This window comes from Leucobacter luti (genome assembly GCF_019464495.1).
Taxonomy (GTDB): domain Bacteria; phylum Actinomycetota; class Actinomycetes; order Actinomycetales; family Microbacteriaceae; genus Leucobacter; species Leucobacter luti_A.
This window is the reverse complement of the sequence record NZ_CP080492.1, coordinates 2,809,476-2,833,868: the sequence shown is the minus strand read 5'-3', so window position 1 is coordinate 2,833,868 and position 24,393 is coordinate 2,809,476. Positions and strand designations below refer to the sequence as shown.

The 24,393-nt window shown below is 63.5% G+C and carries 24 protein-coding genes; 3 read left to right on the top strand and 21 right to left on the bottom strand.

What is annotated here, in order from left to right:
- The 11 genes from rpmC to K1X41_RS12650 all read right to left on the bottom strand — a co-directional run bounded on the left by rpmC (window position 1) and on the right by K1X41_RS12650 (window position 6,391).
- Window positions 1-312 (bottom strand): 50S ribosomal protein L29, encoded by a 312-nt coding sequence (gene rpmC, locus K1X41_RS12700; protein ID WP_132201975.1) that lies wholly within the window; start codon window positions 310-312, stop codon window positions 1-3.
- Window positions 312-731, bottom strand: a complete 420-nt coding sequence (gene rplP / locus K1X41_RS12695) for a 50S ribosomal protein L16 (protein ID WP_132201973.1) — start codon at window positions 729-731, stop codon at window positions 312-314. The genes rpmC and rplP overlap by 1 nt, the downstream gene beginning before the upstream one ends.
- 2 nt (window positions 732-733) lie before the next feature.
- Window positions 734-1,492 (bottom strand): 30S ribosomal protein S3, encoded by a 759-nt coding sequence (gene rpsC, locus K1X41_RS12690; RefSeq protein ID WP_132201971.1) that lies wholly within the window; start codon window positions 1,490-1,492, stop codon window positions 734-736.
- Window positions 1,493-1,876 (bottom strand): 50S ribosomal protein L22, encoded by a 384-nt coding sequence (gene rplV / locus K1X41_RS12685; RefSeq protein ID WP_132201969.1) that lies wholly within the window; start codon window positions 1,874-1,876, stop codon window positions 1,493-1,495. It abuts the gene before it with no gap.
- A 26-nt stretch (window positions 1,877-1,902) separates the two neighbouring features.
- Entirely contained in the window at window positions 1,903-2,184 is a 282-nt protein-coding gene (rpsS, locus tag K1X41_RS12680) for a 30S ribosomal protein S19 (RefSeq protein WP_017793370.1), read from the bottom strand.
- A 22-nt stretch (window positions 2,185-2,206) separates the two neighbouring features.
- On the bottom strand, window positions 2,207-3,043 hold the full coding sequence (gene rplB, locus K1X41_RS12675) for a 50S ribosomal protein L2 (protein WP_132201967.1): 837 nt from the start codon (window positions 3,041-3,043) through the stop codon (window positions 2,207-2,209).
- A gap of 20 nt (window positions 3,044-3,063) precedes the next feature.
- Complete coding sequence (gene rplW / locus K1X41_RS12670; RefSeq protein WP_132201965.1) at window positions 3,064-3,363, bottom strand: 50S ribosomal protein L23; 300 nt, start codon at window positions 3,361-3,363, stop codon at window positions 3,064-3,066.
- Entirely contained in the window at window positions 3,360-4,013 is a 654-nt protein-coding gene (gene rplD, locus K1X41_RS12665; RefSeq protein WP_132201963.1) for a 50S ribosomal protein L4, read from the bottom strand. The genes rplW and rplD overlap by 4 nt, the downstream gene beginning before the upstream one ends.
- A gap of 3 nt (window positions 4,014-4,016) precedes the next feature.
- Entirely contained in the window at window positions 4,017-4,670 is a 654-nt protein-coding gene (rplC, locus tag K1X41_RS12660) for a 50S ribosomal protein L3 (protein WP_130453695.1), read from the bottom strand.
- A gap of 12 nt (window positions 4,671-4,682) precedes the next feature.
- Entirely contained in the window at window positions 4,683-4,991 is a 309-nt protein-coding gene (rpsJ, locus tag K1X41_RS12655; protein ID WP_010156393.1) for a 30S ribosomal protein S10, read from the bottom strand.
- Window positions 4,992-5,473: 482 nt separating this feature from the next.
- A complete protein-coding gene (locus K1X41_RS12650; RefSeq protein WP_132201961.1) occupies window positions 5,474-6,391 on the bottom strand; it encodes a LysR family transcriptional regulator in 918 nt (305 codons plus the stop codon).
- A 152-nt stretch (window positions 6,392-6,543) separates the two neighbouring features.
- Between K1X41_RS12650 and K1X41_RS12645 the strand changes: the two genes are divergently transcribed.
- From K1X41_RS12645 to K1X41_RS12635, 3 genes are read left to right on the top strand one after another with little or no spacing between them, the layout of a single operon-like run.
- Window positions 6,544-7,923 (top strand): MFS transporter, encoded by a 1,380-nt coding sequence (locus tag K1X41_RS12645; protein ID WP_132201959.1) that lies wholly within the window; start codon window positions 6,544-6,546, stop codon window positions 7,921-7,923.
- A 46-nt stretch (window positions 7,924-7,969) separates the two neighbouring features.
- Complete coding sequence (locus K1X41_RS12640) at window positions 7,970-9,190, top strand: FAD-dependent monooxygenase (RefSeq protein WP_220174770.1); 1,221 nt, start codon at window positions 7,970-7,972, stop codon at window positions 9,188-9,190.
- Complete coding sequence (locus K1X41_RS12635) at window positions 9,187-9,810, top strand: NADPH-dependent F420 reductase (RefSeq protein WP_220174769.1); 624 nt, start codon at window positions 9,187-9,189, stop codon at window positions 9,808-9,810. The genes K1X41_RS12640 and K1X41_RS12635 overlap by 4 nt, the downstream gene beginning before the upstream one ends.
- A gap of 86 nt (window positions 9,811-9,896) precedes the next feature.
- On the opposite strand, the gene K1X41_RS12630 is transcribed toward K1X41_RS12635, so the two are convergent.
- The 10 genes from K1X41_RS12630 to K1X41_RS12585 form a co-directional block, all read right to left on the bottom strand.
- Complete coding sequence (locus K1X41_RS12630; protein ID WP_258566545.1) at window positions 9,897-11,063, bottom strand: MraY family glycosyltransferase; 1,167 nt, start codon at window positions 11,061-11,063, stop codon at window positions 9,897-9,899.
- Window positions 11,060-12,859 carry a polysaccharide biosynthesis protein gene (locus K1X41_RS12625; RefSeq protein ID WP_132201953.1) on the bottom strand — a complete coding sequence of 600 codons (1,800 nt, stop codon included), beginning with the start codon at window positions 12,857-12,859 and terminating at the stop codon, window positions 11,060-11,062. Before K1X41_RS12625 ends, K1X41_RS12630 begins: the two co-directional genes overlap by 4 nt.
- 164 nt (window positions 12,860-13,023) lie before the next feature.
- Window positions 13,024-14,217, bottom strand: coding sequence for an elongation factor Tu (gene tuf, locus K1X41_RS12620; protein ID WP_132201951.1), 1,194 nt, complete (start codon window positions 14,215-14,217; stop codon window positions 13,024-13,026).
- Window positions 14,218-14,377: 160 nt separating this feature from the next.
- Entirely contained in the window at window positions 14,378-16,492 is a 2,115-nt protein-coding gene (fusA, locus tag K1X41_RS12615) for an elongation factor G (protein ID WP_132201949.1), read from the bottom strand.
- A gap of 110 nt (window positions 16,493-16,602) precedes the next feature.
- Window positions 16,603-17,073, bottom strand: coding sequence for a 30S ribosomal protein S7 (gene rpsG, locus K1X41_RS12610; protein ID WP_130453700.1), 471 nt, complete (start codon window positions 17,071-17,073; stop codon window positions 16,603-16,605).
- Window positions 17,073-17,444: a 30S ribosomal protein S12 gene (rpsL, locus tag K1X41_RS12605; RefSeq protein WP_119073187.1), complete on the bottom strand. Its 372-nt coding sequence runs from the start codon at window positions 17,442-17,444 to the stop codon at window positions 17,073-17,075. Before rpsL ends, rpsG begins: the two co-directional genes overlap by 1 nt.
- A 643-nt stretch (window positions 17,445-18,087) precedes the next feature.
- Entirely contained in the window at window positions 18,088-18,723 is a 636-nt protein-coding gene (locus K1X41_RS12600) for a spermidine/putrescine ABC transporter substrate-binding protein (RefSeq protein ID WP_132201947.1), read from the bottom strand.
- Between the two features lie 2 nt (window positions 18,724-18,725).
- Window positions 18,726-19,208, bottom strand: a complete 483-nt coding sequence (locus K1X41_RS12595) for a hypothetical protein (RefSeq protein WP_220174768.1) — start codon at window positions 19,206-19,208, stop codon at window positions 18,726-18,728.
- Window positions 19,205-20,245, bottom strand: coding sequence for a hypothetical protein (locus tag K1X41_RS12590; RefSeq protein ID WP_220174767.1), 1,041 nt, complete (start codon window positions 20,243-20,245; stop codon window positions 19,205-19,207). The genes K1X41_RS12595 and K1X41_RS12590 overlap by 4 nt, the downstream gene beginning before the upstream one ends.
- Before the next feature lie 220 nt (window positions 20,246-20,465).
- Window positions 20,466-24,359 (bottom strand): DNA-directed RNA polymerase subunit beta', encoded by a 3,894-nt coding sequence (locus tag K1X41_RS12585; RefSeq protein ID WP_132201941.1) that lies wholly within the window; start codon window positions 24,357-24,359, stop codon window positions 20,466-20,468.
- Between the last annotated feature and the right edge of the window lie 34 nt (window positions 24,360-24,393).

The window sequence follows — 24,393 nt, the reverse complement described above, 5'->3', positions numbered from 1 at the left end:
TTAGGCCTCCTTCGTATCAGCGGCGGCGTCCGCCTGCTCGGTCTTCTTAGTGCTCTTCTTCGCCTTGGCGGGAGCCGGGGCGGCAGCCGGGGTCAACCGAATGCCGAGCTCGCGCTCACGCAGCACCGTGTAGATGCGCGCGATATCGCGCTTCACCTGGCGCACGCGACCGTGGCTTTCCAGCTGGCCGGTGGCCGACTGGAAACGCAGGTTGAAGAGCTCAGCCTTCGCCTTCTTGAGCTCCTCGGCCAAACGCTCGTTCTCGAAAGTATCGAGCTCGGTGATGGCCAGTTCTTTGGTACCGATCGCCATTACGCGTCGCCCTCCTCGCGCTTGATAATACGGGCCTTGAGCGGCAGCTTGTGGATAGCGCGGGTCAGCGCCTCACGAGCGAGCTGCTCATCGACGCCGGCGACCTCAAAGAGGACGCGGCCCGGCTTGACGTTGGCCACCCACCACTCGGGCGAACCCTTACCGGAACCCATGCGGGTTTCCGCAGGCTTCTTGGTGAGGGGACGATCGGGGTAGATGTTGATCCACACCTTGCCACCACGCTTGATGTGACGGGTCATCGCGATACGAGCGGACTCGATCTGACGGTTCGTCACATATGCGGGGGTGAGTGCCTGGATGCCGTACTCACCAAAGGCAACCGTGTTGCCGCCCTTGGACTGGCCGCTGCGGCTGGGGTGGTGCTGCTTGCGGTACTTGACTCGACGGGGAATCAGCATGCTTACTTCTCCGCTCCTGCTGCAGCGGGTGCAGCCTCGGCCTGAGCGCCACGGGGCGCACGACGGCGGTCGCCACGGTCGCGAGACGGCTTCTGGGCCGCCTGCTCGCGAGCGAGTTCCTTGTTGGTGAGGTCACCCTTGTAGATCCAGACCTTCACGCCGATACGGCCGAAGGTGGTCTTTGCCTCGTAGAAGCCGTAGTCGATGTTCGCGCGAAGCGTGTGCAGCGGCACACGGCCCTCGCGGTAGAACTCCGAACGGCTCATCTCGGCGCCGCCAAGGCGGCCGGAGACCTGGATCCGGATGCCCTTGGCACCGGCACGCTGAGCGCCCTGCAGGCCCTTGCGCATCGCACGACGGAACGCCACGCGAGCAGCGAGCTGCTCGGCAATGCCCTGTGCGACAAGCTGAGCATCAGCCTCGGGGTTCTTGACCTCGAGAATGTTCAGCTGAATCTGCTTGCCCGTGAGCTTCTCGAGGTCAGCGCGAATGCGCTCAGCCTCGGCGCCACGACGACCGATCACGATACCGGGGCGAGCCGAGTGGATATCCACGCGGACACGGTCACGGGTACGCTCGATCTCCACGCGGGACACACCGGCGCGGTCAAGCTGCTTGGTCAGGTGCTGGCGGATCCGGATGTCCTCGGCCACGTAGTCAGCGTAACGCTGACCCTTCTTGGTCGAGTCCGAGAACCAGCGCGAGACGTGGTCAGTGGTGATCCCGAGGCGGAAGCCGTAGGGATGAATCTTCTGGCCCATTTACTTGGCTCCCTTCTTCGTGACCTGGAGCTCATCGGCCGTCTGCAGAACGACGGTGATGTGGCTGGTCCGCTTGTTGATCCGGAATGCGCGGCCCTGTGCACGGGGGCGGAAACGCTTGAGCGTCGTGCCCTCGTCAACGTAGGCGCGAGCAATGACCAGCTCGTCTTCGTTAAGACGCAGGTTCTCCGCGTCTGCCTTGACCCGAGCGTTTGCGATTGCCGAAGCAACCAGCTTGAACACGGGCTCGGCTGCGGCCTGGGGGGCGAACTTCAGGATGGCAAGCGCCTCCTGAGCATTCTTCCCACGTACCAGGTCAACAACGCGACGGGCCTTCTGGGGGGTGATGCGGATCTGACGCAGGCGTGCGGTCGATTCCACCATTTCTCTCTCCTCCTTCACGTCACCGCTTAGCGGCGACGGCCCTTCTTGTCGTCCTTCACGTGACCGCGGAAGGTACGAGTGGGCGCAAACTCGCCCAGCTTGTGACCGACCATGGTCTCCGTTACGAACACGGGGATGTGCTTCCGACCGTCGTGCACGGCGATGGTGTGTCCCAGCATTGCGGGGATGATCATCGAACGGCGCGACCAGGTCTTGATCACGTTCTTGGTGCCAGCTTCGTTCTGGACAACTACCTTGCTCAGCAGGTGGTTATCTACGAAGGGGCCCTTCTTGAGACTACGAGGCATCTTCTATTCTCCTACCCGCCGACTAACGCTTCTTGCCAACATTGCGGCGACGCACGATGAGCTTGTCGCTGGCCTTGTTCGGACGGCGCGTACGGCCTTCCTTCTGACCCCAAGGGCTGACCGGGTGACGGCCACCCGAGGTGCGGCCTTCGCCACCACCGTGCGGGTGATCTACCGGGTTCATGACGACGCCACGAACGGTCGGGCGAACGCCCTTCCAGCGCATACGGCCGGCCTTGCCCCAGTTGATGTTCGACTGCTCGGCGTTGCCGACCTCGCCGACGGTCGCGCGGCAGCGCGCATCGACGTTGCGGATCTCGCCCGAGGGGAGACGCAGCTGAGCGTAGGGGCCGTCCTTCGCCACGAGGCGAACCGAGGCACCAGCCGAGCGCGCCATCTTGGCACCCCCGCCGGGCTTCAGCTCGATCGCGTGGATCACGGTACCGGTCGGGATGTTACGCAGCGGCAAGTTGTTGCCGGGCTTGATGTCGGCGTCGGGACCCGACTCGACAATGTCGCCCTGCTTCAGCTTGTTCGGAGCGATGATGTAGCGCTTCGTGCCGTCCTCGAAGTGCAGCAGCGCGATGCGTGCCGTACGGTTCGGGTCGTACTCGATGTGCGCAACCTTGGCGTTGACGCCGTCCTTGTCATTGCGACGGAAGTCGATGACGCGGTACTGACGCTTGTGTCCACCACCGATGTGGCGGGTGGTGATCCGGCCCTGGTTGTTGCGGCCGCCCGTCTTGGGGAGCGGGCGAAGCAGCGACTTCTCAGGCGTGGAGCGCGTGATCTCTGCGAAATCAGCAACGCTCGAACCGCGACGACCCGGGGTCGTCGGCTTGTACTTGCGAATAGCCATAATGTTCCTTCTCGCCCCTTCTACAGCGCAGCCGTGAAGATGTCGATGGAGCCGGACTTCAGCGTGACAATGGCACGCTTCGTGTCCTTGCGCTTTCCCGCACCGAACTTGGTGCGGCGGGTCTTGCCCTTGCGGGTCAGCGTGCGGACCTTCTGGACCTTCACGTTGAAGACCTGCTCGATCGCGAGCTTGATCTCGGTCTTGTTCGCCGTCGGAGCAACCTCAAAGGTGTACTGACCGTTGGCGTCGATAAGACCGTAGCTCTTCTCGGAAACGATAGGGCGAACGATGACGTCGTGTGCAGACTTGTTCAGGCTCACTTCGAGTCCTCCTGAGCGGCACGGCTGGCAACGAACTCGTCGAATGCAGCCTTGGTGAAAACGAGATCGTCGCTGACAACCACGTCGTAGGCGTTGAGCTGATCCTGGAACAGCACGTGAACGGCCGGAAGGTTCCGGACGCTGAGCGTGGTGTGCTCGTCGTCGCGGTTCACAACCACGAGAACGCGCTTGCCCGGAGCAACCTGCGCGAGGTACTCGCGCGCGGCCTTCGTGCTGGGCTTGTCACCGATGCCGAAGCCGTCGACAACGTGCACGCGGTTCGCGCGAGCGCGATCCGAGAGCAGGCCGCGAAGAGCTGCTGCGATCATCTTCTTGGGCGTGCGCTGCGAGTAATCGCGGGGCACGGGTCCGTGGACGATGCCGCCGCCGCGGTGCTGAGGCATGCGGACGGAGCCCTGACGAGCGCGGCCGGTGCCCTTCTGCTTGTGCGGCTTCACACCGGAACCGGACACCTCACCACGGGTCTTCACCTTGTGAGTACCCTGGCGCGCAGCTGCGAGCTGTGCGGTGACCACCTGGTGGATCAGCGGGACGTTGGTCTCGACGCCGAAGAGATCCTCGGGCAGGTCAACCGACCCGGCCTTCTTGCCCTTCGCGTCGAGCACCTCGAGCTTGGTAGCGGTAGCCATGAACTACGCCCCCTTCACTGCGTTGCGAACGAATACGAGACGACCGCGCGCGCCGGGAACTGCACCCTTAACCAGGATGAGACCCTTCTCGGCGTCAATCGCCTGCACGATCAGGTTCTGCACGGTAACGCGATCGCCACCCATACGGCCGGCCATCTTGTGACCGCGGAAGACGCGACCGGGGGTCGCTGCGCCGCCGATGGAGCCAGGCTTACGGTGGTTACGGTGCGAGCCGTGCGATGCGGAAACACCCTTGAAGTTGTGACGCTTCATCGTGCCCGCGAAGCCCTTGCCCTTCGAGGTGCCAACGACGTCGATCTTCTGACCGGCTTCGAAGGTGCCATCGACGGTGAGCTCCTGGCCCAGAGCGTACTCAGCTGCATCAGCGGTACGGATCTCGGTCACGTGACGACGCGGCGTAACGCCGGCCTTCTCAAAGTGACCTGCGGCCGGCTTGTTGACCTTGCGCGGATCAATCGCACCCGCGGCGATCTGCACGGCGTTGTAGCCGTCGACCTCGGGGGTACGGATCTGCGTGATGACGTTGGGAGCAACCTCAATCACGGTGACGGGAACGACTTTGCCGTTCTCGTCCCACACCTGCGTCATCCCGAGCTTGGTGCCCAAGAGACCCTTCACATTGCGCTCTACTGCCATGATCCGACCCCCTTAGAGCTTGATCTCGATGTTGACATCGGCCGGGAGATCGAGACGCATCAGCGAATCGACGGCCTTCGGGGTGGGATCGACGATGTCGATCAGACGCTTGTGCGTGCGCTTCTCGAAGTGCTCGCGGCTGTCCTTGTACTTGTGAGGCGAACGGATCACTGCGATCACGTTCTTCTCCGTGGGGAGCGGCACGGGGCCGATCACCGTTGCGCCCGCGCGGGTGACCGTGTCAACGATCTTGCGTGCGGAGCTATCGATGACCTCGTGGTCATACGACTTCAGTCGGATGCGGATCTTCTGTCCCGCCATGACATCTCTACTTTCTACTTGCGTCGTACCGGCTCCCGAAGGAAACTCGGCATTGGACGTCTTACGTACCAGCGCCCTGGCAGCACGCTTCTCGCGAAGCGCTCTGTGCTGGGTCTCTGTTCACCTGTCAAAACCATCCTGAGATGGCCCCGCGCGCACAAAGATGGCCGGACTTTCGTCTGGCCTCCGAATGCTGCGCAGGTTGCGTTCGCTACCCGCGGCCTAACCCCAGCGAACCGGGAGATTATGCACAGCCTGGCAGTGATCCGCACCGAAGCGCGGAGTACTGAACCTGTCTATTCTGACACAGGGATCAGGGTCGTGCAACCCGGGCGTGTCGCGGCTCGCGTTTGGCTCTGACGCGAGGCGGGAACCCCGGCCCGTCGCTCCTTCGTCGCACCGCGCCAACCCCGATGCGCGCCAGCCCCACACACTCCCCACCCGCTCCCCAAGCCCAGCCGGGCGCTCTCGGAACTCGCCCCTTACACGTCGGCGCGGCCGAATCCGCCGAGTTTCTCGACTGCGAAGTCGAGCAGGGCTGAGGCGCGCGCGGTCAGCTCCATGTCCTCTGGCCAGATACCCACGACGTGTGACACGGTCACAGGCGGATCCAGCGGCCGGACGACAAAGGGCCGCCCCTCAATACTCATCGGCAGTGCGTTGGGCCGCGACATCAGTAGTCCGTAGCCAACTCCGCGGCCGACAATTGCCTCAACGAGACTGATCTGTGGCACTCGCGCGACAATCCGTGGCTCGAGTCCGCGCGCGCTGAACGCATCGGCGACGTTGCGAATACCGGGTGTCGCGTCGTACTGAATGTAGGGCAACGGGGCAAGATCCGGGAGATCAATCGTTTCCGCATGGGCGAGGGGATGATCAGGGTGCAGGTGCACTTCAAGCTCAGTGGCATAGATCTTCCGTCGCTGATATCCAACCGGTAGCGACACGTTGTAGATCAGCGCGACATCGAGGTGCCCGGCCTCAATGGCGGAGAGCAGCTCTTCGTTCGTGCCCACCATCACTTCGATGTGCACGCCGGGGTGCCGCTTCGGAAATCCCTCAAGGAGCTCGGGCACCACACTCGTCGCAAAACTGGCGTAGCAGCCCAGTTTCACCGGCCCCCGAAGCTCCTGGCCAGGCCCGACACCCAGCACCAGCTCCTGGGTGTCCGCAACGATCTGGCGTGCCTGCTTTGCAAAGTGCTGGCCGCTCGGCGTCAACGTCAGCCCGCGCGCTTTGCGCCGCACACACAGCTGCTCCCCCACAGCGCTCTCCAGGCTCGTTACGGCCTGCGAGAGCGCCGATTCAGAGATGTGCAGGTGCGCCGCCGCCGCGCTCAGGGTGCTGAAGTTCGGCAGCGCGGCAAACAGCTCAAGCTGTCGCAGACTCACATCCACCATCACGTCCCCCTACCGCACCATCTTCTTTGATCCAATCGAAGTACTTCTTCATTTTACTGTGATTTACACGCAGAGTGCGGCTCCGCAACACTGGACGAGCACCTTCCCGCTCCCCGCATCTTCGCGGGGCAACAATGACGTTAGGGACATCCATGACCTCCGCTGTTGCCACTGGCACACCCACTTCACAACGCCGAATCGCCTTCGCGACGATCATCGGCACCACCATCGAGTGGTATGACTTCTTCATTTACGCCACGAGCGCGGGTCTCGTGTTCGCACAGCTCTTCTTCGAACCCGCAGGCAAAGACATCGCGCTACTACTCTCCCTCGCCACAGTCGGGATCTCGTTCCTCTTCCGCCCCCTCGGCGCGTTCCTCGCTGGGCACTTCGGCGATGTGCTCGGCCGGCGCACGATGCTGGTGATCACGCTCGTCCTCATGGGGGTCGCGACCACGCTCATCGGTGTGCTCCCAACATTCGCTCAGATCGGGATTGCGGCTCCGATCCTGCTTCTCCTCTTGCGCGTGCTGCAAGGGCTGTCCGCCGGCGGCGAGTGGGGCGGCGCCGTCCTCATGGCGGTCGAGCACGCGCCAGCGGACCGGCGCGGTCGTGCGGGTTCCTGGCCGCAACTCGGTGTGCCGCTCGGCTTCCTACTCGCCTCGGGTATGACGGCCCTGATGACCGGCGTCATCTCCCCCGGCGCTGCCTACCTCGAGTGGGGCTGGCGGGTGCCGTTCCTACTCAGCGTTGTGCTGATCTTTGTCGGCTTCGTGATCCGTCGCTCAGTCGAGGAGAGCCCCGTCTTCGCCGAGATCGCCGAGCGCGGCAAGCAGAAGCAGGTCCCCATCATTGCGCTGTTCCGGCGCCACTGGCACCTCGTGATCCTGGCTGCACTCGTCTTTGTTGGGAACGGCACGCTGGGGTATATGACCACTGGTGGCTTCCTCAATAACTATGCAATTGCGGAGCAGGGATTGGATCGCACAGTCGTGCTCGTCGCTGCAGCGTTCGCGGCACTGGTGTGGTTCTGTTCCACGCTCTTCGCCGGATACCTGGCTGATGTGATTGGCAGGCGCAACACCTTCCTGATTGGCTTCGCGCTCCAGGCGCTCGTGGCGTTCCCCATTTTCTGGCTCGTGAACACCGGAGGGTTGCTCGGGCTGTACACGGCGCTCGTACTGATCTCAACGGGCCTCGGCCTTACGTACGGCCCGCTCGCTGCCTGGTACTCAGAGATCTTCCCGGCCTCGATTCGATTCTCAGGTGTCTCAATCACGTACGCAGTCGGTGCAGTGCTCGGCGGAGCATTCGCTCCGATGATCTCCCAGATGCTGCTCGAATCGACCGGCACCACTGCCGCGGTCTCCTGGTACTTGCTCCTCACCACCCTGCTGGGGGCCGCGGCAACGCTGTGCCTGCGGGATCGGAGCGGGATCCCGCTCGGACCGGATCACGAGGCGGAGCAGGCACGGGGCGCCACTATCTTCACGCCGTACGAGTCTGTGCGGGAACCGGTCGCGCAGCACTAGCGCGGGGCAAGCGAAGCACACGAGCCACCTCAGTCAAGGAGAAGCAATGAGTACCAACACCACCAAGATCGCGATCATTGGCGGAGGGATGGGCGGACTCACCGCCGCGATCGCGCTCACCAGGATCGCTGGTGCTGACGTCACCGTATTCGAGCAGGCCAGGAAGCTCGGTGATGTCGGGGCCGGCGTCACCGTGGCGCCGAACGGCCAGCGCGTCCTCGATCGGCTCGGCGTGCTCGAGAAGATCAAGCGCGCCGGCGCAATCCCCGATGGTCACGGTGTGTACCAGGATGCCCTCGGTAACCTGGTCGCCGAGGCCGCGTGGGAGGACTCGGCCAAGCAATACCAAAACGTCGGCATGTACCGCCCCGATCTCGTCAACGCGCTGGCAGGCGAGCTCGCACCGGAAACGATCCGGCTGGGTCACCGGCTGACCGCGCTCCAGCGCACCGACACCGGGGTGCGCGTCGAGTTCGAACACGGCGAGCACGGCGAGTTTGACGCGGTTGTTGGCGCAGACGGGATCCACTCCGTGGTTCGGAGCTCGTTGATGCACCTGCCAACACCCGTCTACTCGGGGTTCATCGCGTACCGCGGCGTTCTCGATGCCAGCCTGCTCCCCGATGACTGGCCCATGATTAGTCAGGTCTGGATGGGCGAGGGCAAGCACTTCATGTGTTACCCGCTCAAGCAGCGCAAGCTGTTTAACTACGTAGGCTTTGTCCCCAGCGATCGGCCGCTGAAAGAGTCGTGGTCGGCACCCGGCGATGTGGCCGAACTCGCCGCCGAGTTTGCCGGCGAGAACTGGGACCCTCGGCTCCGACACTTCATCAGCCTGATCGAGCAGACATTCTGGTGGGGGCTCCACGATCATGAGCCACTCACGAACTGGTCAGAGGGCCGCGTGACCCTGCTGGGCGACTCGGCGCACACGATGCTGCCGCACGCCGGCCAGGGTGTGAACCAGGCGATGGAGGACAGCATCACGCTCGCGTTCTTCCTGCGGGAAGCTTCGGGCCCAGACGGCATCGCGGAGGCGTTCAAGCGCTACACGGCCGTGCGGATGCAGCGCACGGCGATCCTGCAAAATGCCTCACGACGCAGCGGATCCCAGTTCGATGCGCAGAACGAGTTCGAGGACATCGCGAAGCGCGATGCCGATCTCCGGGCAGGGCGCGACTTCCGCCGCAGCGTTGTGTTCGACTTCGACGCAGTAGCCGCAGCCGAAAAGGCACTCACCCGATTCAGGAGGATCTCAGTCGCATGACATCAATCAGCATTATTGGTACCGGAAAGATGGGCTCGGCAATCGCAGAGGTTGCGGCGCGAGCCGGAGCAGATATCCAGATCATTCGGCGCAGGGCGGGCGCCGGCTCCTCCCTCGAGCGCCGCGATGCGGAGTATGGTCTCGTGGGCGATCAGCTCACGGGCGAACTCGTGGTGCTTGCCGTCCCCTACGAGGCGTATCCGAGTGTGCTCGGGCAGTATCGGGATCGGCTCGACGGCAAGATTGTCATTGACATCAGCAATCCCATCGACTTCACCACCTACGATGAGCTGCTCGTCCCAGCGGATTCCTCAACCGCCGTTGAGCTGTCGCAGGCACTCCCCGCCGGGGCGCGCGTGGTGAAGGCGTTCAACGTCAACCTCGGCGACACGTTGAGCACTGGCACAAATGGTACGACGACAACGACGGTGTTGTTCGCGGGCGACGACCCAGCGGCCAAGATCGCCGTCGCGGCCCTCATCGAGGCGGCGGGGCTCCGTGCGGTCGATGCCGGCCCACTCTCCCGCGCGCGCGAGCTCGAGGCGATGGGCTTCCTGCAAATCGTCTTGGCGGCGATCGGTAAGACCCGCTACGAGTCCGGCTTCGCACTCCTCCAGTAGCGCTAGGCAGCGCCGACCTCATCCTTGCTGCATGAGTTCATTTTCGGCGTCGGAGTGTTTCCGAAGATCGCGACGCCGAAGATCGGTCACCGCTTCAAGGATGAGGTCGGGTCACCCGCGCGGGGGAGCAGGCGCGGGAGCGCGAGGTAGAGCACGAGCACCGCGAGGCCGCCGGCGAGCAACGCGAGCGTACCCCAGAGGCCAGTGAACAGCGACGCAAGCCCGAGCAGTGAGGCCGCGAGCGTGCACGCGGCGGTGATCCCCGACGCCTGCACGTGTGTGTAGCCAAGCTGCTGGATCCGCTGGTACGTGTGCTCTTTGTGCGGTTCGTCCCACTTGTGTCCGGCGCGCACGCGCTTCACGAGGGTCACCCCGACGTCGCCGAAGTAGATCACCATCGGTCCAATCGTGGCAAGCAACGGTGCGCCCGCGATCAGGGCCGCGAAGCTCGTAATCGCCGTCGCTCCCCCGAGTAAATAACTGCCAACATCCCCAAGGAAGGCGCCCGGCTTCGACAGGTTCCACGGTAGGAAGCCCAGGAATCCAGCACCGAGCACGAGGCCAGCGGCGAGCAGCCACGGCTGGTTCATCGACGCCCCAACTGCGGCAAAGGTGAACCCGGCGATCGCGCCGTGGAAGCCGCTGATCCCGTTCAGACCATCCATGAAGTTTGCGACGTTGATGTAGCTCGAGATGAACAGCACCGCGTAGATCGCCAGGAGCACGATACCCCACAGCGGGAGCGCAGCTTCGTGCGTCATCTCTACCGGGATCATCGTTCCGTCATTTGCAATACGCATGAGGATCAGCTCGTCACCGAGTAAGCCCGGACCATTCTGCACTTCGCCCGTGACTGCGCCCGACACAACCAACACACCGAGCGCGGATCCGGCAGCGATCAGCAGCAGCGCCGTGCTCCGCAGGCCAACGCTGAGCCCGCGCAGATCCTCGGTGAGGCCGAGCAGCCCAGCGAACAGCGAACCGAGCACGATCACGAGCAGCGCGCTCCAGGACGCACTGCCGCCCCACTCGGGCGCCGCAAACAACAGCACGGCAACGGCGCCGCCGACGAGCATGGCGATCAGCACGGCGAGTCCGAGCCCGCGCAGCACAGGGCGCTCGTGTGAAGAGCGCTCATTGGGAACGTCCATGATCCCGAGCCGCACCAGCAGCGGTTTCACGACTACGGGGAGGACGAGACTGAGTAGCAAGGTTGTGACGCCCGCGCACAGTGCGACAGCAAGCGGGGTCACTGCACGCGCTCCTCAGCCGCCTGAGTGAGATCCATCCGCTCGACCCAGCCCTGATGGTCGAGCACGTCAGGCGAAATAGTATCGACGTGTGCGTGCGAGATCTTCGGGTGGAAAGGACGCTCGTTGCCCTCTCCCTCACCGACGAGCTCCTCGTGGAGCTTCTCGCCGTGCCGCAGCCCGGTGAACACAATGTCGATGTCTTTCCCCGATTGCGCCACCATGCGCTGGGCGACATCGAGGATGCTCACAGGCTCCCCCATATCGAGGATCAGCACCTCGCCAGGTCGCCCGATACCGCCGGCCTGCACCACGAGCTGGCAGGCTTCGGGGATGGTCATGAAGAAGCGGGTGACCTCGGGGTGGGTGACCGTGAGGGGCCCGCCTGCCTCGATCAATGCGCGGAACGTGGGAAGCATGGATCCGCGACTGCCGATCACATTGCCGAAGCGCACGGAGAGGTAGCGCTGCCCGGTCTGCTCTGCCATCCAGGCCGTGAGCTTCTCTGCAACGCGCTTGGAGTGTCCGAGCACACTTGTCGGGTTCGCGGCCTTGTCCGTCGAAATGTTCACGAACGTGCCGACTCCGGCCGCCTGTGCGGCGCGCAGCACGTTCAGTGTCCCGAGCACGTTCGTTTTCCATGCCTCGTCCGGATACTGCTCCAGCATTGGCAGGTGCTTCAGTGCGGCGGCGTGGAACACCACTTCGGGTTTCCGCTCCGCAAAGAGCTGCTCAAGCGTTTCGGCGTCGCGGATATCCGCGAGCACAACGTCGTTCGTGTCCAGCAGGCCGTGGCCACTGATTGAAAGCTGACTCTCTTGGAGAGCGGTCTCGTCACGGTCAAGCATGATGAGCTCGCGCGGCGCGAAGCGAGCGAGCTGGCGGCACAGCTCCGAGCCGATCGATCCACCAGCTCCTGTGACGAGCACGCGTTTGTCTTGAAGATACTCAGCGATCGAGTCGGTCTCGAGCCGCACGGGGTGCCGTCCGATGAGATCCTCGATCGAGAGCGCACGCACATCCTCAATCGCGGATGCATTGCGCAGAATCTGTTCGAGCGGGGGCAGCACCATTGCTGACATGCCGAGCCGATCTGCGGCCTCGTCGACGCGACGCATCAGAGTGGCATCGGCATCACCGATGCAGACAATGAGGCGGGTCGCACGGGTGCGGTTCGCAGCGTCTTCAAGGTCGGCAAGCCCACCGAGCACGCGAACCCCGCGCACCTCCTGGTTGCGCTTGGTCGGGTCATCATCGAGAAACCCCACAGGCAGAGCGAGGCCCGCCGCATCGGTGAGGAGTCGCTTCGCGGTCTGCACCCCCAGGTACCCAGCGCCATACAATAGCGTGCGCTCAGCCTCAGCACCCGGCTTCAGGCTGCGCTCGTTTGAAAGCCGCACGAGATAGCGAGCCACTCCCATCAAGCTGGCCGCGATCGGCGCAGCGATAACCATAGTGCTGCGTGGGATCCCGTTGCCGTATCCGATGAGATAGGCGACCACCCAGGCGCACACCATGACACTGGTGACGGCAAACACGAGTGCGCGCACTTCATCGAAACTGCCCACCTCGTACCGATTTCGGTAGAGCCAGAAGATCCAGCCGCCAACAAGCTGCAACAGGATCGTCGCGCCGATGACAGCGAGGGTCCAGCCCCAGTGAATTCGGCTGAGGTTAAAGTCAAAGCGCAGTGCGAGCGCCGCCATGATGGCAACGGCCCATGCGAGCGCATCGAGCGCGAACAGCAGTCCGTACTGTCGCGCGAAGTGCGCGATGCGCTGGCTGACTGTCTGCGGCACTCGTGCTCCGTTTCGTTCACTTACAGCGGCCCCCTGCGGGAGCCTCTTACGAGGATAGCGGTCCATGGCTCCGAGCCTCCGCACCGCCACCCGCAAAAAGGGAAGAGCCCCCGGAACGAATTCCGGGGGCTCTGCGGCGTAACCGCCTCGCTCAGTCCGAAGACTTAGGCGAGAACCTTCGTCACCGTGCCGGCGCCGACGGTGCGGCCACCCTCACGGATTGCGAAGCCGAGGCCGTCCTCCATAGCGATCGGCTGGATCAGCTCGACCGTCATGTCGGTGGTGTCGCCGGGCATAACCATCGGCTTGTCCTCGGGCAGGGTGATGACACCGGTCACGTCAGTCGTACGGAAGTAGAACTGCGGACGGTAGTTCGTCTCGAACGGGTTGTGACGGCCGCCCTCTTCCTTCTTGAGGATGTAAGCGGTCCCCTCGAAGTTCGTGTGCGGGGTGATCGAGCCGGGAGCTACGACAACCTGGCCACGCTCAACATCTTCGCGCTTGGTGCCACGAAGAAGCAGGCCACAGTTCTCGCCAGCCCATGCCTCGTCGAGCTGCTTGTGGAACATCTCGATGCCGGTGACGGTGGTCTTCTGCGTCGGACGCAGGCCCACAATCTCGACCTCAGAGTTGATCTTCAGCGTGCCACGCTCGGCGCGACCCGTGACAACCGTGCCACGGCCGGTGATCGTGAAGACATCCTCGACGGGCATGAGGAACGGCTTGTCCTTGTCACGCACGGGATCGGGGATGTTGTTGTCGACAGCTTCCATGAGCTCGAGAACGGAGTTAACCCACTTCTCTTCGCCCTGGAGTGCCTGGTAGCCCGAGACGCGGACCACGGGGACGTCGTCTCCCGGGTAGCCCTGCTTGGAGAGCTCCTCGCGGACCTCCATCTCGACGAGCTCGAGGATTTCCTCGTCGTCGACCTGGTCGCACTTGTTGAGTGCAACGAGCAGGTAAGGAACGCCAACCTGCTTTGCAAGCAGGATGTGCTCCTTGGTCTGAGCCATCATGCCGTCAGTCGCCGCAACCACGAGGATCGCGCCGTCCATCTGAGCAGCACCGGTGATCATGTTCTTGATGTAGTCGGCGTGGCCGGGTGCATCAACGTGAGCGTAGTGGCGCTTGTCGGTCTCGTACTCAACGTGCGAGATGTTGATGGTGATACCGCGCTGGCGCTCCTCAGGAGCCGAATCGATCGTGTCGAAGTCGCGCTGGACGTTAACGTCCGACGGGAACTTGTCTGCGAGGGTCTTCGAGATGGCCGCGGTAAGGGTGGTCTTACCGTGGTCAACGTGACCGATCGTTCCGATGTTTACGTGCGGCTTGGTCCGCTCGAACTTGGCCTTCGCCACTATGGTCCTCCTCAGGACTTCGAGTACCGCTTCCCTCCGAAGATTTCGAAAGGCACGAGTACGGGGTGTGTACTTATGTTACAAGCTCTGGACGGTGATCGCGACCTGAGCGTGGTGGTTGGCGGTAGCAATAGGCACTACCGCCAACCTGTGAGCGAAGTTACTCGCCCTTAGCCTTCTGAACGATTTCATCGGCTACTGCCTTCGGCACCTCAGCGTAGGAATCGAAGGTCATCGAGAACACGGCACGACCACTGGTCTTCGACCGCAGGTCGCCGATGTACCCGAACATCTCGGAGAGGGGAACAAGGGCGCGAACGACCTTGACGCCAGAGGCGTCCTCCATCGACTGAATCTGGCCACGACGGGAGTTCAGGTCGCCGATAACGTCGCCCATGTACTCTTCCGGCGTGCGGACCTCGACGGCCATCAGCGGCTCAAGAATCACCGGCTGCGCAAGGCGAGCGGCTTCCTTGAATGCGATGGAGCCGGCGATCTTGAACGCCATTTCCGACGAGTCCACGTCGTGGTACTGGCCGTCCAGCAGCTGCGCGCGAACACCCACAACAGGGAAGCCAGCGAGGATGCCGTACTGCATTGCGTCCTGGATACCAGCGTTCACCGAAGGAATGTACTCGCGCGGCACGCGGCCGCCCGTGACCTTGTCCTGGAACTCGTAGATCTTGTCGCCCTCAACCTCGAGCGGAGCAAGCGAGATCTGCACCTTTGCGAACTGACCGGATCCACCGGTCTGCTTCTTGTGGGTGTAGTCGTACTTGGGCACCTCGCGGCGGATGGTCTCGCGGTACGCGACCTGGGGCTTGCCGACGTTTGCCTCAACGTTGAACTCGCGCTTCATGCGATCGACGAGGATGTCGAGGTGGAGCTCGCCCATGCCGGCGATAACCGTCTGGCCGGTCTCCTCGTTCTGGCTCACGCGGAACGTGGGATCCTCTTCAGCGAGCTTCTGGATGGCGACACCCAGCTTCTCCTGATCGCTCTTGGTCTTCGGCTCAATCGCGACCTCGATGACCGGCTCGGGGAAGGTCATCGACTCAAGCACAACCTGCTTGTCCGGATCGGACAGCGTGTCGCCTGTGGTCGTATCCTTGAGACCGATCACTGCGTAGATGTTGCCAGCGGTGAGCTGGTCAACGGGGATCTCCTTGTTGGCGTGCATCTGGAAGATCTTGCCAACGCGCTCCTTCTTCCCCTTCGTCGTGTTGACGAGCTGGGTGCCCGAGGGTGCGTGACCCGAGTAGACGCGGACGTAGGTGAGACGACCGAAGAACGGGTGCACGGCAATCTTGAATGCGAGTGCCGAGAACGGCTCATCCGCTGCGGGACGACGCTCGATGACGATCGACTCGTCGCGGGGATCGTGTGCCTCGATAGCGCCGACGTCGAGCGGGTTGGGGAGGAAGTCCACAACTGCGTCGAGCATCGGCTGGATGCCACGGTTCTTGAACGCTGAGCCGCAGTACACGGGGTAGATCTCATTGTTCACAACGAGCTTGCGGATGCCAGCCTTGAGCTCCTCGATGGAGAGCTCCTCGCCGCCGAAGAACTTCTCGAGCAGCGCGTCGTCGGTCTCAGCGACCGTCTCGACGAGCTTCGCACGGTACTCCTCAGCCTTGGCCTGGAGGTCCGCGGGGATCTCCTTGGTCTCGTAGGCCGCACCGAGGGTCACGTCACCCTTGGAATCGCCCTCCCAGACGAAAGCCTTCATCGACAGCAGGTCAACAACCCCGACGAAGTCAGACTCAGAGCCAATGGGAAGCTGCATGACGAGCGGCTTCGCGCCCAGACGGTTGACGATCGTATCTACGGTGAAGTAGAAATCTGCGCCCATCTTGTCCATCTTGTTGACGAAGCAGATGCGGGGCACTTCGTACTTGTCAGCCTGACGCCAGACAGTCTCGGACTGGGGCTCAACGCCCTCTTTGCCGTCGAATACTGCGACAGCGCCGTCGAGCACGCGGAGCGAACGCTCCACCTCGACGGTGAAGTCAACGTGACCAGGCGTGTCAATGATGTTGACCTGGTTCTTGTTCCAGAAGCAAGTCACCGCGGCACTGGTGATCGTGATGCCGCGCTCCTTCTCCTGCTCCATCCAGTCAGTGGTCGAGGCACCATCGTGCGTCTCGCCCAGCTTGTGGTTGACACCCGTGTAGAACAGGATGCGCTCGGTCGTGGTGGTCTTGCCGGCATCGATGTGGGCCATGATGCCGATGTTGCGGACCTTGCTCAGGTCGGTGAGCACGTCTTGTGCCACGGGGTCTCCTCCGGGTGGGGGTGAAAGTTCGGATCGCGGGGCGAAGCCCCGCAGAAGGCAGGCAGAGCCGAAAAGACGCCTCTGCCTGCCGACTGGTTACTACCGGCTGGTTACCAGCGGTAGTGAGCGAACGCGCGGTTCGACTCGGCCATCTTGTGCGTATCCTCGCGACGCTTCACAGCGGCACCGAGGCCGTTGGATGCATCGAGAATCTCGTTCGTGAGACGGTCGGTCATCGAGTTTTCGCGACGTGCCTTTGCGTAGCTGGTCAACCAGCGCAGCGCGAGCGTGTTGGCGCGGTGCGGCTTCACTTCGACGGGCACCTGGTAGGTGCTGCCGCCGACGCGACGCGAACGGACCTCAAGCGTGGGGCGCACGTTGTCGAGCGCCTTCTTGAGCACCGTCACAGCGTCCTGACCGGACTTTTCTGCAACAGCTTCGAGAGCACCGTAAACGATGCGCTCAGCGAGACCCTTCTTGCCATCAAGAAGAATCTTGTTGACAAGCTGGCTCACGATGGGAGCGCCGTATACGGGATCGGCAACTACTGGGCGCTTCGGAGCAGGACCTTTACGGGGCATTACTTCACCTTCTTTGCACCGTAGCGGCTGCGAGCCTGCTGACGGTCCTTGACCGCCTGCGTGTCAAGCGCGCCGCGCACGATCTTGTAACGAACACCGGGAAGGTCCTTCACGCGACCGCCGCGCACGAGCACCAGTGAGTGCTCCTGCAGGTTGTGGCCCTCGCCCGGAATGTAGGCGGTGACCTCGGTCCCGTTGCGAAGCTTCACACGTGCGACCTTACGCATCGCCGAGTTCGGCTTCTTGGGGGTGGTGGTGTAGACACGGGTGCAAACCCCTGCCTGCTGCGGGTTCGACTTCAGGGCGGGAGCCTTGGTCTTTGAGACCTTCGGCGTGCGACCCTTGCGAACCAACTGCTGAATAGTTGGCACTGATTCTCCTCGGTACTCCTGCACGGTGACAGGAATGCTTCAAATTGGATTGAGCATGTGCGACTGCTTGCGCAGACGCGGAGCTGCTGGTTTCATTGACGCGAGAACGCGCCCTGTCAACCGGAGTGCAGCTATGCCGTGGGGGTATCGCCCCTGGAGGCGGTGATCCCGCGATGTACTCCCCCGAATTGCGCCGTGCGGGCACGGCTCAACACACTGGAGTACACCAGAGACCAACTTTACGCGCTCCGGGCAAGTCGCGCAAGAAACACCCGGGATCACTCCCCGGTCCGCTCGCCCGAACCAGCGCACAGTGCGCGCTCCACGTCGCCCTCCCGGTACTGATCGCCGCCCGCGCTGTGACTCCATAGTGGGGACTTGCACGCTGCTCTGCCGGGCGAGCACGTGATCTCGCTCGCGTCCGGGCCGCTCACGCCCGGGTCAGCAATCGGCGATGCAGCGGCCGAACTTCCTGAGGCCCGTGACCCCCTTCGGCGTGTCGCCCCGGCCCGCAGCCGCGCAGAACCACCGCGCGGGCAGTCGAGCAAGGTCGCGCCAGACTGAGCGTTCACCGAGAACATCCAAGTGCTGTACGAAACAGCTGCTGCGACGCAGCCCAGCGGAGGCATGTGGCCAGAGCTCGTCACCGTGGCGGCTCAAGCCCCTCACTGAGCTCCGACATGAGCGCCTGAATCTGTGGTTCCACGAAGCGGGAGATCGCTGCGGTAATCCGAGCGCGATGGGACACGAGCGCGAAGCAGACTCCCCTGCCGCACTCATCGGCGTACTCCCCCGCTCGCGCAACATCTTCGCGGAGCTGTTGCTTTTCTGCGGCGCTCAGCGGCGGGCGCGGGAGCGGAGGCGCCGGCTTCGTCTCTTCGGCGAGGCCCGCGAGCGTGAATAGGAATGGTTGTTCGGTGTCGCCTGGCTCTGGATCTGGATCCAGGCCCTCGAATTCCGGCTCAAGATTCGCGCGGGGATCGTACCCGCCCGAACGCCACATTTCGTCGTGCGAGAGTTCTTCGTGCAGGGCCGGCAGCTCTGTCTCCGTGAAGCGGTCGACACTGCGGTCAATGATCCGCTGCATTCGGGAGACGAGTGCGTGCATCACCTGGTGCGGCACATCTCCTGTGAGCCCAGCTGCAGCAAGGATCGGGGACCCCGTGCAGCGCTGGCAGATCTTTGAGCGTCCGCGATGCGTTCCGGGGCTCCAGCTCGGCACCCACCTGAGCCAGGCGTCAACTGCGACGCCCACTCGCTCCTCGATCGCGTCGGACACGCTCACTCCCCCTCTTCCGCGCGCTCCCACGGCCACCGGGGAGGGGGGCGATCGGTGTACACGCGGCGGGCAAGCACGGCCCAGAAGAGCAGCGCGACCACCGCCCAGATCGGGATGAGTGCCGCTGCGAATGGGCTGAGCCAGGTCTCAGCGATCGACATGCCCGCGAGTATCCCAGCGAGGCCCCACACCAGATAGACCCCGACACCAACCGTGATGATCCGCCCCCAGGACGGCGAACGGCGGCCGCGTAACAGCACGAGCGCCTGCAACCACAACGTCCAGGCGAGAATGCCCAGGCAGACCAGCAATACGAGCGGCGCTGCCCAACGCGGCACCGAGGGCGAGGTCACCGGATCCTGCCCCAGCACCAGGGCGAGTCCACCCCACACTGCAACGAGCAGGGCGACCGCAACGATGACCGTTGCCATGATCAGGGCCCCCACGTACCCGCGGGTGACCCCGCGGCGGGGGCCCGAGCTCATGGCTGGGTCGCCTGTGCCTCAGCCAGCGCGGAGTCGTACTCAGCGAGCGCCTCGGCGTTGCGCAATTTCATGCGGCGCCCGCGAGCGCCAATCCATGCACCGAACCAGACAGTGACCTCACGCGCCACTGCTGCTGCTGCGATCGCCGGAACCGTGAGCCCGAAGCGATTGATCAACTCGGGAAGCTGAGCCAATCCGAACGTGAATCCGGGGAGCATCTCCGTCGGGGTCGCGTACGGGGTACCAGCGAGACTGAGCGTCACCGTTGCGGCCACCCACACGAGCGCGGCAACAAGGAACCCTCCCACGGCGTACGCCCACCAGCCCGCTCGTCCCACAATCAGCACGAGCAGCACGAGTGCCACAAAGAACGCGACGCTCGGGACAATAAACAGCCAGGAAGTGAGCCATGGCATCAGGCCGTCAGCGAGGAACTGTGACGGCGGGAACGTCGGGGCAATCCAGAGTGCAATCACGCCAAGGTACAGGGCAGCGAACACGACCGTGCCGAGGAGGGCGATCAGGGTACCTGCACCTCGGTTGCCACGGATATCGGGTGGAAGCGGGGTCTGTGTGTACAGTGCCGCCATCGGGTGATCGGCGCTGATGCGGATCTCACCATCGCGTGCCGGGGACAGCCCCACGGCGGGCGCGGCAGTCGGGAGGTCGTCGTATGTGGGTGCCGCAGTGGTCTCCGTGCCGGGGAGTGCTGCGGTCACCGGGTGCATGTCCAGCTGAGTGTCAACTTCGGAGATCGCCGTGCACCGCGCCTGCTCATCCACATCAATATCGGCCACTGCCCGGTCAATGCCATTCCCTGCTGCCGCACCCTCAGTGGACGTGGACGTGGCCTGCTCTTCTGCGGCAGCGTGACCCGACGCCACGTCACCAGCGTCAGCCGCATCCCGGGAGCGCTCGACGGCACGCAGCACCTCGGTCTCGCTCGCCAGCGTCTCCGCAACGGGGGCGCCAGGGGTCCCGGAAGTCTCCGGCGTTGCCGCCGCCCTCGAAGGGGGTGTCTCGCGGTCTTCGCTCATCGCAGCACCTCTCGTCGGTGTTCGGGCGCTTGGGTCCCCAAACACACTCTCTGTGCTGCCACGGTACAAGGAAGCTACGTTTTTGGCAGCAGCACGCGCCAGTGATCCCTCAAATTCGCCTCGCGTAGAGCTCGCAACGTGGCCCACACACGCAAAACGGGCGCCCGCACCAAAGTGCGAGCGCCCGTTTCAGGCTCCGAGCGGAGCTGAGGACAAGTCCTTAGCTGTAGTTGCCCGGGTTGAACTCGTCAGCCGTGAAGCTGTCGAAGTCAACGAACGAGAGATCGTTCTCGTCGAAGGTGCCCTCGGTGGCGAACAGGCGGTTCGGGTACCGCTCCGCCTTTGCCTCCTCAGTTGCCTCAACGTTGACATCCCGGTAGGTGCTCAGACCGGTACCAGCCGGGATGAGCTTACCGATGATGACGTTCTCCTTGAGACCGATGAGCGGATCGCGTGATCCCTCCATCGCAGCCTGTGTGAGGACGCGGGTGGTCTCCTGGAAGGAGGCTGCCGACAGCCACGACTCAGTCGCGAGCGACGCCTTGGTGATACCCATGACCTCGGGGCGGGCCGTTGCCGCACGCTTGGTCTCGAGGATCGCCTCACGGTTGATCCGCTGGTAGCGGGCCCGGTCGACGAGCTCACCTGGAAGCAGCTCGGTCTCGCCGTGATCGACGACGGTGACCTTCCGCAGCATCTGGCGCACGATGACCTCAATGTGCTTATCGTGGATCGGAACACCCTGTGAACGGTAGACGCCCTGGACGCCCTCAACGAGGTACTTCTGCACCGCGCGCTCGCCCGGAATGTGCTTGCCATTCTCGGTGGAGCCGACCTGGAGGATGTCCTTCGGGTCAAGCGTTCCTGCCAGGAAGGGCTGGCCGAGCTCGACGTGATCGCCATCCTGCACGATCAGCGTTGCACGCTTCAGCACCGGGTACGCCTTCTCCTCGGTGCCGTCGTCCGGCGTGAGGAGGATGCGGCGGCTCTTCTCGGTGTCCTCGATCGTGACGCGGCCTGCGGCCTCGGCGATCGGGGACGCACCCTTGGGGGTACGTGCCTCAAAGAGCTCCTGCACGCGGGGCAGACCCTGCGTGATGTCATCGGCCGAGGCCGAGCCACCGGTGTGGAAGGTACGCATGGTGAGCTGGGTTCCCGGCTCACCAATCGACTGTGCCGCGATGATGCCAACGGCCTCACCGATGTCGACACGCTGGCCCGTTGCGAGCGAGCGGCCATAGCAGGTCGCGCAAACACCAACAGCGGACTCGCAGGTGAGCACGGAGCGCACCTTGATCTCTGTGATGCCAGCGGTGACGAGCTTGTCGATGAGCACGTCGCCCACATCCTCGCCAGCCGTTGCGACGACGGTGCCGTCGGCAGCGACTGCCTCAGAGGAGAGTGTGCGAGCGTAGACCGAGTTCTCAACGTTCTCGTCGCCAACCAGCACGCCATTGGCGTCAGGAGCAGCGATCGGAAGGTCGAGGCCACGTCGCGTGCCACAGTCCTCTTCGCGGATGATGACATCCTGCGAGACGTCCACCAGACGACGGGTCAGGTACCCCGAGTCAGCGGTACGGAGCGCGGTATCAGCAAGACCCTTACGGGCACCGTGAGTCGCGATGAAGTACTCAGCAACTGACAGGCCCTCGCGGTACGAGTTAATGATCGGGCGAGGGATGATCTCACCCTTCGGGTTCGACACCAGGCCACGCATACCCGCAATGTTACGGATCTGCAGCCAGTTACCACGTGCGCCAGACGAGACCATCCGGAAGATGGTGTTGTCTGCCGGGAACGCCTCGCGCATCGCGGCAGCAACCTCATCGGTCGCCTCCGTCCAGATCTCGACGAGTGCCTTGTGACGCTCGCGATCCTGGATCATGCCTCGGTCATAATCACGCTGAACCTTCGCGGCGCGCTTCTCGTGCTCCGCAATGATCTCTGCCTTGTTCGACGGCGTCACGATATCCGAGAGAGCGACGGTCACACCCGAGCGCGACGCCCAGTGGAAGCCGGCGTCCTTGATGCGGTCGAGAGTTGCAGCGACCTCCACCTTCGGGTAGCGCTCCGCGAGATCGTTGACGAGACCGGACAGGCTGGTCTTGTCAGCGACATCTTCGAAGTACACGTAGTCAGCTGGGAGCGCCTCGTTGAAGATCGCGCGTCCGAGAGAGGTCTCGACGAGCACGGGCTTCTCGTAGGTGACGCCCTCGGCATCGGTGTAGCCGATGAGACGGATCTTGATCTTCGCACCGAGATCGAGCGTGCCCTCGTCCATTGCGAGGATTGCCTCGGCAACCGAGCCAAACGCACGGCCGGTGCCGATCGAATCGGGCTTGATCGTGGTGAGGTGGTGCAGGCCGATGATCATATCCTGCGAGGGCAGGGTGACCGGGCGGCCGTCAGACGGCTTCAGGATGTTGTTCGATGCGAGCATCAGCACGCGGGCCTCGGCCTGCGCCTCAACCGACAGCGGCAGGTGCACAGCCATCTGGTCACCGTCGAAGTCAGCGTTAAACGCGGCGCAGACGAGCGGGTGCAGCTGGATCGCCTTGCCCTCAACGAGCTGCGGCTCGAACGCCTGGATGCCGAGACGGTGCAGCGTCGGTGCGCGGTTCAGCAGCACCGGGCGCTCACGGATGATCTCCTCGAGCACGTCCCAGACCTCGGAGCGTGCACGCTCCACCATGCGCTTTGCCGCCTTCACGTTCTGTGCGTGCGACAGATCCATCAGGCGCTTGATGACGAACGGCTTGAACAGCTCGAGCGCCATCTGCTTCGGCAGGCCACACTGGTGCAGCTTGAGCTGCGGGCCGACCACGATGACCGAACGGCCAGAGTAGTCAACGCGCTTACCGAGCAGGTTCTGACGGAACCGGCCCTGCTTGCCCTTGAGCATGTCGCTCAGGGACTTCAGTGCACGGTTGCCGGTGCCCGTGACGGGACGGCCGCGGCGGCCGTTGTCGAACAGTGCGTCGACAGCTTCCTGCAGCATGCGCTTCTCGTTGTTCACAATGATCTCGGGAGCGCCGAGATCCAGCAGACGACGGAGGCGGTTGTTGCGGTTGATCACGCGGCGGTACAGATCGTTGAGATCAGAGGTCGCGAAGCGGCCACCGTCGAGCTGCACCATCGGGCGCAGTTCAGGCGGGATCACCGGAACGACATCCAGGACCATCGCAGCGGGGCTTGCGCCCGTCTGCAGGAAGGAGCTCACCACCTTCAGGCGCTTGATGGCGCGGATCTTCTTCTGACCCTTGCCCTCAGAGATCTGCAGGTGCAGCGTCTCGCTCTCAGCGGCCAGGTCGAATGCCTCAAGCCGCTTCTTGATTGCCTCGGCGCCCATGTAGGCCTCGAAGTAATCGCCGTAGCGGTCCATGAGGTCAGCGAAGACAGCGTCCTCCGGCTTGAGATCGCCAACCTTCAGGTTGCGGAAGTCCTCCCACACGCGCTGCAGACGAGCGATGTCGTCGTCGAAGCCCTTGCGGATCGAGGTCATTTCCTTCTCGGCGGAAGCTTCAGCGCGACGGCGCTGATCCGCCTTCGCCCCTTCAGCTTCAAGCGCCGCGAGATCGGATTCGGCCTGCTGCTGACGCTGCGCGATCGAGATGTCACGCTGGTCCTCGAGTGCCTTCAGCTCGAGCCGAAGCTCAGCCTCCAGCTCACCGAGATCCTCGTGGCGACCCTCTTCATCGATATCGATGATCATGTACGCGGCGAAGTAGATGACCTTTTCGAGGTCCTTCGGCGCCATATCGAGCAGGTAGCCCAGGCGTGACGGGACACCCTTGAAGTACCAGATGTGCGTAACAGGCGCAGCCAGTTCGATGTGGCCCATGCGCTCACGGCGCACCGAGGACTTCGTGACCTCGACACCACACCGCTCACAGACGATGCCCTTGTACCGAACGCGCTTGTACTTGCCGCACGCGCACTCCCAGTCACGGCTCGGTCCGAAGATCTGTTCGCCGAACAGACCGTCCTTCTCCGGCTTCAGCGTGCGGTAGTTAATGGTCTCCGGCTTCTTGACCTCGCCGAATGACCAGCTGCGGATGTCGTCAGCGGTCGCCAGACGGATCTGCAGCTCATTGAAACTCGTACCCTCGAGCAAAATGTTCTCCTTGGTAACTAAACGTCTGGTGCGG

Coding starts and splice junctions, on each gene's coding strand:
- rpmC (WP_132201975.1), bottom strand. CDS start 312: ATGGCGATCGGTACCAAAGAACTGGCCATCACCGAGCTCGATACTTTC.
- rplP (WP_132201973.1), bottom strand. CDS start 731: ATGCTGATTCCCCGTCGAGTCAAGTACCGCAAGCAGCACCACCCCAGC.
- rpsC (WP_132201971.1), bottom strand. CDS start 1,492: ATGGGCCAGAAGATTCATCCCTACGGCTTCCGCCTCGGGATCACCACT.
- rplV (WP_132201969.1), bottom strand. CDS start 1,876: ATGGTGGAATCGACCGCACGCCTGCGTCAGATCCGCATCACCCCCCAG.
- rpsS (WP_017793370.1), bottom strand. CDS start 2,184: ATGCCTCGTAGTCTCAAGAAGGGCCCCTTCGTAGATAACCACCTGCTG.
- rplB (WP_132201967.1), bottom strand. CDS start 3,043: ATGGCTATTCGCAAGTACAAGCCGACGACCCCGGGTCGTCGCGGTTCG.
- rplD (WP_132201963.1), bottom strand. CDS start 4,013: ATGGCTACCGCTACCAAGCTCGAGGTGCTCGACGCGAAGGGCAAGAAG.
- rplC (WP_130453695.1), bottom strand. CDS start 4,670: ATGGCAGTAGAGCGCAATGTGAAGGGTCTCTTGGGCACCAAGCTCGGG.
- rpsJ (WP_010156393.1), bottom strand. CDS start 4,991: ATGGCGGGACAGAAGATCCGCATCCGACTGAAGTCGTATGACCACGAG.
- K1X41_RS12650 (WP_132201961.1), bottom strand. CDS start 6,391: ATGGTGGATGTGAGTCTGCGACAGCTTGAGCTGTTTGCCGCGCTGCCG.
- K1X41_RS12645 (WP_132201959.1), top strand. CDS start 6,544: ATGACCTCCGCTGTTGCCACTGGCACACCCACTTCACAACGCCGAATC.
- K1X41_RS12640 (WP_220174770.1), top strand. CDS start 7,970: ATGAGTACCAACACCACCAAGATCGCGATCATTGGCGGAGGGATGGGC.
- K1X41_RS12635 (WP_220174769.1), top strand. CDS start 9,187: ATGACATCAATCAGCATTATTGGTACCGGAAAGATGGGCTCGGCAATC.
- rpsG (WP_130453700.1), bottom strand. CDS start 17,073: ATGCCCCGTAAAGGTCCTGCTCCGAAGCGCCCAGTAGTTGCCGATCCC.
- K1X41_RS12595 (WP_220174768.1), bottom strand. CDS start 19,208: ATGAGCTCGGGCCCCCGCCGCGGGGTCACCCGCGGGTACGTGGGGGCC.
- K1X41_RS12590 (WP_220174767.1), bottom strand. CDS start 20,245: ATGAGCGAAGACCGCGAGACACCCCCTTCGAGGGCGGCGGCAACGCCG.